The sequence below is a fragment of the Streptomyces sp. NPDC029138 genome, assembly GCF_055564375.1.
Genome location: NZ_JBVHWM010000134.1, coordinates 1 through 5482 on the forward strand (window position 1 = coordinate 1; position 5482 = coordinate 5482).

Sequence of the window (5482 nt, forward strand, 5' to 3'; positions counted from 1 at the left end):
TACCCCCCCCCCCTCCTTTCGCGCACAGCACCAACCCCACCCCCCCCCCCCCCCCCCCCCCCCCCCCCCCCCCCCCCCCCCCCCCCCCCCCCCCCCCCGGCTGAGTATCGTCAACGCACGGCGCGCAGGGTCTAGCGCGCCGTCGCAGCACGCAGTCGGACGTCCGCGCGGCGCTCGGCGACGGCGTCGCCCTCCGCCTTCGCACGCTCCAGTTCCCGCTCCGTGCGCTGGACATCGATCTCGTCCGACAGCTCGGCGATCTCGGCCAGCAGGGACAGCTTGTTGTCCGCGAACGAGATGAAACCGCCGTGCACCGCGGCGACGACCGTTCCACTGTCACTCGTACGGATGGTCACCGGGCCCGACTCCAGCACACCGAGCAGCGGCTGGTGACCGGGCATGACGCCGATGTCGCCGGACGTGGTGCGCGCGACGACCAGGGTGGCCTCGCCGGACCAGACCTGGCGGTCGGCGGCGACCAGCTCGACGTGCAGCTCAGCAGCCAAGGGTGGCTCCTCGGGTCACCACCCGGCAGGGGCGCCGGGTGTTGGGGTCAATTCTAGTGGGCGTGAGTAAGGGGGCGGGACGCACCCCGCCCCCTCACGACTCAGGCGAGTGCCTCAGTCAGGAGACGCCCAGCTCCTTCGCGTTCTTCTTCAGGTCCTCGAGACCACCGCACATGAAGAACGCCTGCTCCGGGAAGTGGTCGTACTCGCCGTCGCAGATCGCGTTGAACGCGGCGATCGACTCGTCGAGCGGCACGTCCGAGCCGTCCACGCCGGTGAACTGCTTGGCGACGTGGGTGTTCTGGGACAGGAAGCGCTCCACACGACGGGCACGGTGGACGACGAGCTTGTCCTCCTCGCCCAGCTCGTCGATACCGAGGATCGCGATGATGTCCTGGAGGTCCTTGTACTTCTGGAGGATCGTCTTCACGCGCATGGCCGCGTTGTAGTGGTCCTGCGAGATGTAGCGCGGGTCCAGAATCCGGGACGTGGAGTCCAGCGGGTCCACGGCCGGGTAGATGCCCTTCTCCGAGATCGGACGGGACAGAACCGTCGTCGCGTCGAGGTGGGCGAAGGTGGTGGCCGGGGCCGGGTCGGTCAGGTCGTCGGCGGGGACGTAGATCGCCTGCATCGAGGTGATCGAGTGACCGCGGGTCGAGGTGATGCGCTCCTGGAGGAGGCCCATCTCGTCGGCCAGGTTCGGCTGGTAACCCACCGCGGACGGCATACGGCCGAGCAGCGTGGAGACCTCGGAACCGGCCTGCGTGAAGCGGAAGATGTTGTCGATGAAGAACAGCACGTCCTGCTTCTGGACGTCACGGAAGTACTCGGCCATGGTCAGGCCGGCCAGCGCGACGCGCAGACGGGTGCCCGGGGGCTCGTCCATCTGACCGAAGACCAGCGCGGTCTTGTCGATGACGCCCGAGTCGGACATCTCCTCGATCAGGTCGTTGCCCTCACGGGTGCGCTCACCGACACCGGCGAACACGGAGACACCGTCGTGGTTGTTGGCGACACGGTAGATCATCTCCTGGATGAGCACCGTCTTGCCGACGCCGGCGCCGCCGAACAGACCGATCTTGCCGCCCTTGACGTACGGGGTCAGCAGGTCGATGACCTTGACGCCGGTCTCGAACATCTCGGTCTTCGACTCGAGCTCGTCGAAGTTCGGGGCCTTGCGGTGGATCGGCCAGCGCTCGCCGTCGTAGGTCTCGTCGACGTTCAGCACCTCACCGAGGGTGTTGAACACCTTGCCCTTGGTGAAGTCGCCGACCGGCACCGAGATCGGCGCGCCGGTGTCGACGACCGGGGCCTGGCGGACCAGACCGTCGGTCGGCTGCATGGAGATGGTGCGGACCAGGCCGTCACCCAGGTGCTGGGCGACCTCCAGGGTCAGCGTCTTCTTCTCGCCGGCGTTGGCCGGGTCGGCCACCTCGACGTGCAGGGCCTGGTAGATGTCCGGCATCGCGTCGACGGGGAACTCCACGTCGACGACCGGGCCGATGACCCGGGCGACGCGGCCCGTAGCCGTCGCGGTCTCAACAGTGGTGGTCATTTATCGGTCACTCCCCGCGGTCGCGTCGGCCAGGGCGCTCGCGCCACCGACGATCTCGCTGATTTCCTGGGTGATTTCGGCCTGGCGGGCCGCGTTGGCAAGACGGGAGAGCGTGTTGATCAGCTCGCCCGCGTTGTCGGTGGCCGACTTCATCGCGCGCCGCGTGGCGGCGTGCTTCGAAGCGGCCGACTGGAGCAGCGCGTTGTAGATGCGGCTCTCCACGTAGCGCGGCAGCAGGGCGTCGAGGACGTCCTCAGCCGAGGGCTCGAAGTCGTACAGCGGGAGGATCTCGCCCTTCGCGTGAGCCTCCTCGGCGACCTCTTCGAGGCGCAGCGGCAGCAGCCGGGCGTCGAGCGCCGTCTGCGTCATCATCGAGACGAACTCGGTGAAGACGATGTGGAGTTCGTCCACACCACCCTCGGCCGTCTCCTTCTCGATGGCCTCGATCAGCGGCGCCGCCACCTTCTTGGCGTCCGCGTACGTCGGCTCGTCGGTGAAGCCGCTCCACGACTCCGCGATCTTGCGCTCACGGAAGTTGTAGTGGGCCACACCGCGCCGGCCGACGATGTACGTGTCGACCTGCTTGCCCTCGCGCTCCAGGCGCTCGGTCAGCTGCTCCGCCGCCTTGATGGCGTTGGAGTTGAAGGCGCCGGCGAGACCGCGGTCGCTCGTGAGGAGCAGGACCGCGGCACGGGTCGGGTTCTCCGCCTCCGTGGTGAGCGGGTGCTTGGTGTTCGACCCCGTACCGACCGCCGTGACCGCGCGCGTCAGCTCGGTCGCGTACGGCGTGGAGGCCGCCACCTTGCGCTGCGCCTTGACGACGCGCGAGGCGGCGATCATCTCCATCGCCTTGGTGATCTTCTTGGTCGCGCTGACGGATCGGATGCGACGCTTGTAGACCCGGAGCTGGGCTCCCATGAGTCAGGTCCCTTCCTTACGTCACTTGGCGGCAGCGGCAGGAACGTCCTCGCCGAGCAGCTTGCCGTCGCTCGTCTCGAACTGCTTCTTGAACTCCGCCACGGCGTCGTCGATCGCCTGGATCGTGTCGTCCGACATCTTGGCGCCCTCGCGGATGGAGGTGAGCAGGCCCTGGTGCTTCCGGTGCAGGAAGTCCAGCAGTTCCTTCTCGAAGCGGCGGACGTCGACGACCGGCACGTCGTCCATACGGCCGTTGGTGCCGGCCCAGACGGAGACGACCTGGTCCTCGGTGGCCATCGGCTGGTACTGGTCCTGCTTCAGCAGCTCGACCATGCGCTGACCGCGCTCCAGCTGGGCCTTGGAGGCCGCGTCCAGGTCGGAACCGAAGGCGGCGAACGCCTCCAGCTCACGGAACTGGGCGAGGTCCACACGGAGGCGGCCGGAGACCTGGCGCATCGCCTTGTGCTGCGCGGAACCACCGACTCGGGAGACGGAGATACCGACGTTCAGCGCGGGACGCTGACCGGCGTTGAACAGGTCCGACTCCAGGAAGCACTGGCCGTCGGTGATGGAGATGACGTTGGTCGGGATGAACGCCGACACGTCGTTGGCCTTGGTCTCGACGATCGGCAGACCGGTCATCGAACCGGCACCCATGTCGTCGGAGAGCTTGGCGCAGCGCTCCAGCAGCCGGGAGTGCAGGTAGAAGACGTCACCCGGGTAGGCCTCACGGCCCGGCGGGCGGCGCAGCAGCAGCGACACGGCACGGTAGGCGTCGGCCTGCTTCGACAGGTCGTCGAAGATGATCAGGACGTGCTTGCCCTGGTACATCCAGTGCTGGCCGATGGCCGAACCGGTGTACGGCGCCAGGTACTTGAAGCCGGCCGGGTCGGACGCCGGGGCGGCGACGATGGTCGTGTACTCCAGGGCGCCGTTCTCCTCCAGCGCGCGGCGCACGCCGGCGATGGTGGAGCCCTTCTGGCCGATGGCGACGTAGATGCAGCGGACCTGCTTCTTCGGGTCGCCCGAGCGCCAGTTGTCGCGCTGGTTGATGATCGTGTCGACGGCCAGGGCGGTCTTGCCGGTCTGGCGGTCACCGATGATCAGCTGACGCTGACCACGGCCGATCGGGGTCATCGCGTCGACGGCCTTGTAGCCCGTCTCCATCGGCTCGTGCACCGACTTGCGCTGCATGACCGTGGGGGCCTGCAGCTCGAGGGCGCGGCGGCCGTCGGTCTCGATCTCGCCGAGGCCGTCGATCGGGTTGCCGAGCGGGTCGACGACACGGCCGAGGTAGCCCTCGCCGACCGCGACGGAGAGGACCTCACCGGTGCGCGTGACCGGCTGACCCTCCTCGATGCCGCTGAACTCGCCCAGGACGACCGCACCGATCTCGCGCTCTTCCAGGTTCAGCGCGAGGCCGAGGGAGCCGTCCTCGAACTTCAGCAGCTCGTTCGCCATGGCCGAGGGCAGACCCTCGATCTTGGCAATGCCGTCGCCGGCGACGGTGACCGTACCGACCTCCTCGCGCGAGGCCGCGTCCGGCTTGTACGACTGGACGAAGTTCTCCAGCGCGTCCCGGATCTCCTCCGGCCGGATCGTGAGCTCCGCCATCTGGGTTCCCTGCTCTCCTTGTTGGGCCCGAAGTTTCACTTTGGGGGTCTGGGGGCGACCCCCAGGAATCCTCTGCACGGCCCAACCAGGGCCGTAAGTACGTACTGCTTTTCTCGAATGTTCTCGAAGGATCGAAATATCGAGTTGCTGCTGCTAGCTCGCCATGCGGCGGGCGGCCTCGTCCAGCCGGTCCGCGATCGAGCCGTTGATGACCTCGTCACCGACCTGCACCCGGATCCCGCCGACGACCTCGGGATCGACGTCGAGGTTGAGGTGCATCCGACGCCCGTAGAGCTTGGTCAGGGCGGCGCCGAGGCGCTCACGCTGTCCGTCGCTCAGCGGCACCGCCGAGGTGACGACGGCGACCATGCGGTTCCGGCGGTCGGCGGCGAGCTTGGACAGGGACTCCAGTCCCGTCTCCAGGCTACGTCCACGCGGCGCGGTAGCGAGGCGCGTCACCAGCCGCTCGGTGGCCGGCTTGGCCCGTCCGCCCAGAAGCCGGTGCAGCAGCTCGGTCTTAGCCGAGGTGCCGGCGGCACGGTCGGTGAGCGCGGCGCGCAGCTCGGTGCTGGAGGAGACGATCCGGCCGAACCGGAACAGCTCGTCCTCGACGTCGTCGAGGGTGCCCGTCTTCTCCGCGGCCGTGAGGTCGGCGATGCCCGCCAGCTCCTCCAGCGCGTCCACCAGGTCGCGGGGCTGCGACCAGCGGGACCGGGCCAGCCCGGACACCAGGTCGACGGCGGTGCCGCTGACCTGGCCGCCGATCAGGCGCTGGACCAGCTGCGCCTTCGCCTCCCCGGGCTGGGGGGGGGGGGGGGGGGGGGGGGGGGGGGGGGGGGGGGGGGGGGGGGGGGGGGGGGGGGGGGGTAAGATGCCGGCGGAGGTCTTG

General features: G+C 68.9%; 4 protein-coding genes and 1 pseudogene. All 5 read right to left on the reverse strand.

What is annotated here, in order from left to right; genetic code table 11:
- Positions 1–131: 131 nt before the first annotated feature.
- Positions 132–506 (reverse strand): F0F1 ATP synthase subunit epsilon, encoded by a 375-nt coding sequence (locus tag ACZ4WH_RS43755; RefSeq protein ID WP_468191891.1) that lies wholly within the window; start codon positions 504–506, stop codon positions 132–134.
- Between the two features lie 118 nt (positions 507–624).
- On the reverse strand, positions 625–2061 hold the full coding sequence (atpD, locus tag ACZ4WH_RS43760; protein WP_468191897.1) for a F0F1 ATP synthase subunit beta: 1437 nt from the start codon (positions 2059–2061) through the stop codon (positions 625–627).
- A complete protein-coding gene (locus tag ACZ4WH_RS43765) occupies positions 2062–2979 on the reverse strand; it encodes a F0F1 ATP synthase subunit gamma (protein WP_468191901.1) in 918 nt (305 codons plus the stop codon).
- A 21-nt stretch (positions 2980–3000) separates the two neighbouring features.
- A complete protein-coding gene (atpA, locus tag ACZ4WH_RS43770) occupies positions 3001–4593 on the reverse strand; it encodes a F0F1 ATP synthase subunit alpha (RefSeq protein WP_468191904.1) in 1593 nt (530 codons plus the stop codon).
- A 153-nt stretch (positions 4594–4746) separates the two neighbouring features.
- Positions 4747–5403 (reverse strand): annotated as a pseudogene (locus ACZ4WH_RS43775) (F0F1 ATP synthase subunit delta); the annotation flags it as partial.
- Positions 5404–5482 lie beyond the last annotated feature (79 nt).

Excerpts from the sequence above, each read along its gene's own strand:
- atpD (WP_468191897.1), bottom strand. The coding sequence starts at position 2,061 with ATGACCACCACTGTTGAGACCGCGACGGCTACGGGCCGCGTCGCCCGG.
- atpA (WP_468191904.1), bottom strand. The coding sequence starts at position 4,593 with ATGGCGGAGCTCACGATCCGGCCGGAGGAGATCCGGGACGCGCTGGAG.
- ACZ4WH_RS43765 (WP_468191901.1), bottom strand. The coding sequence starts at position 2,979 with ATGGGAGCCCAGCTCCGGGTCTACAAGCGTCGCATCCGATCCGTCAGC.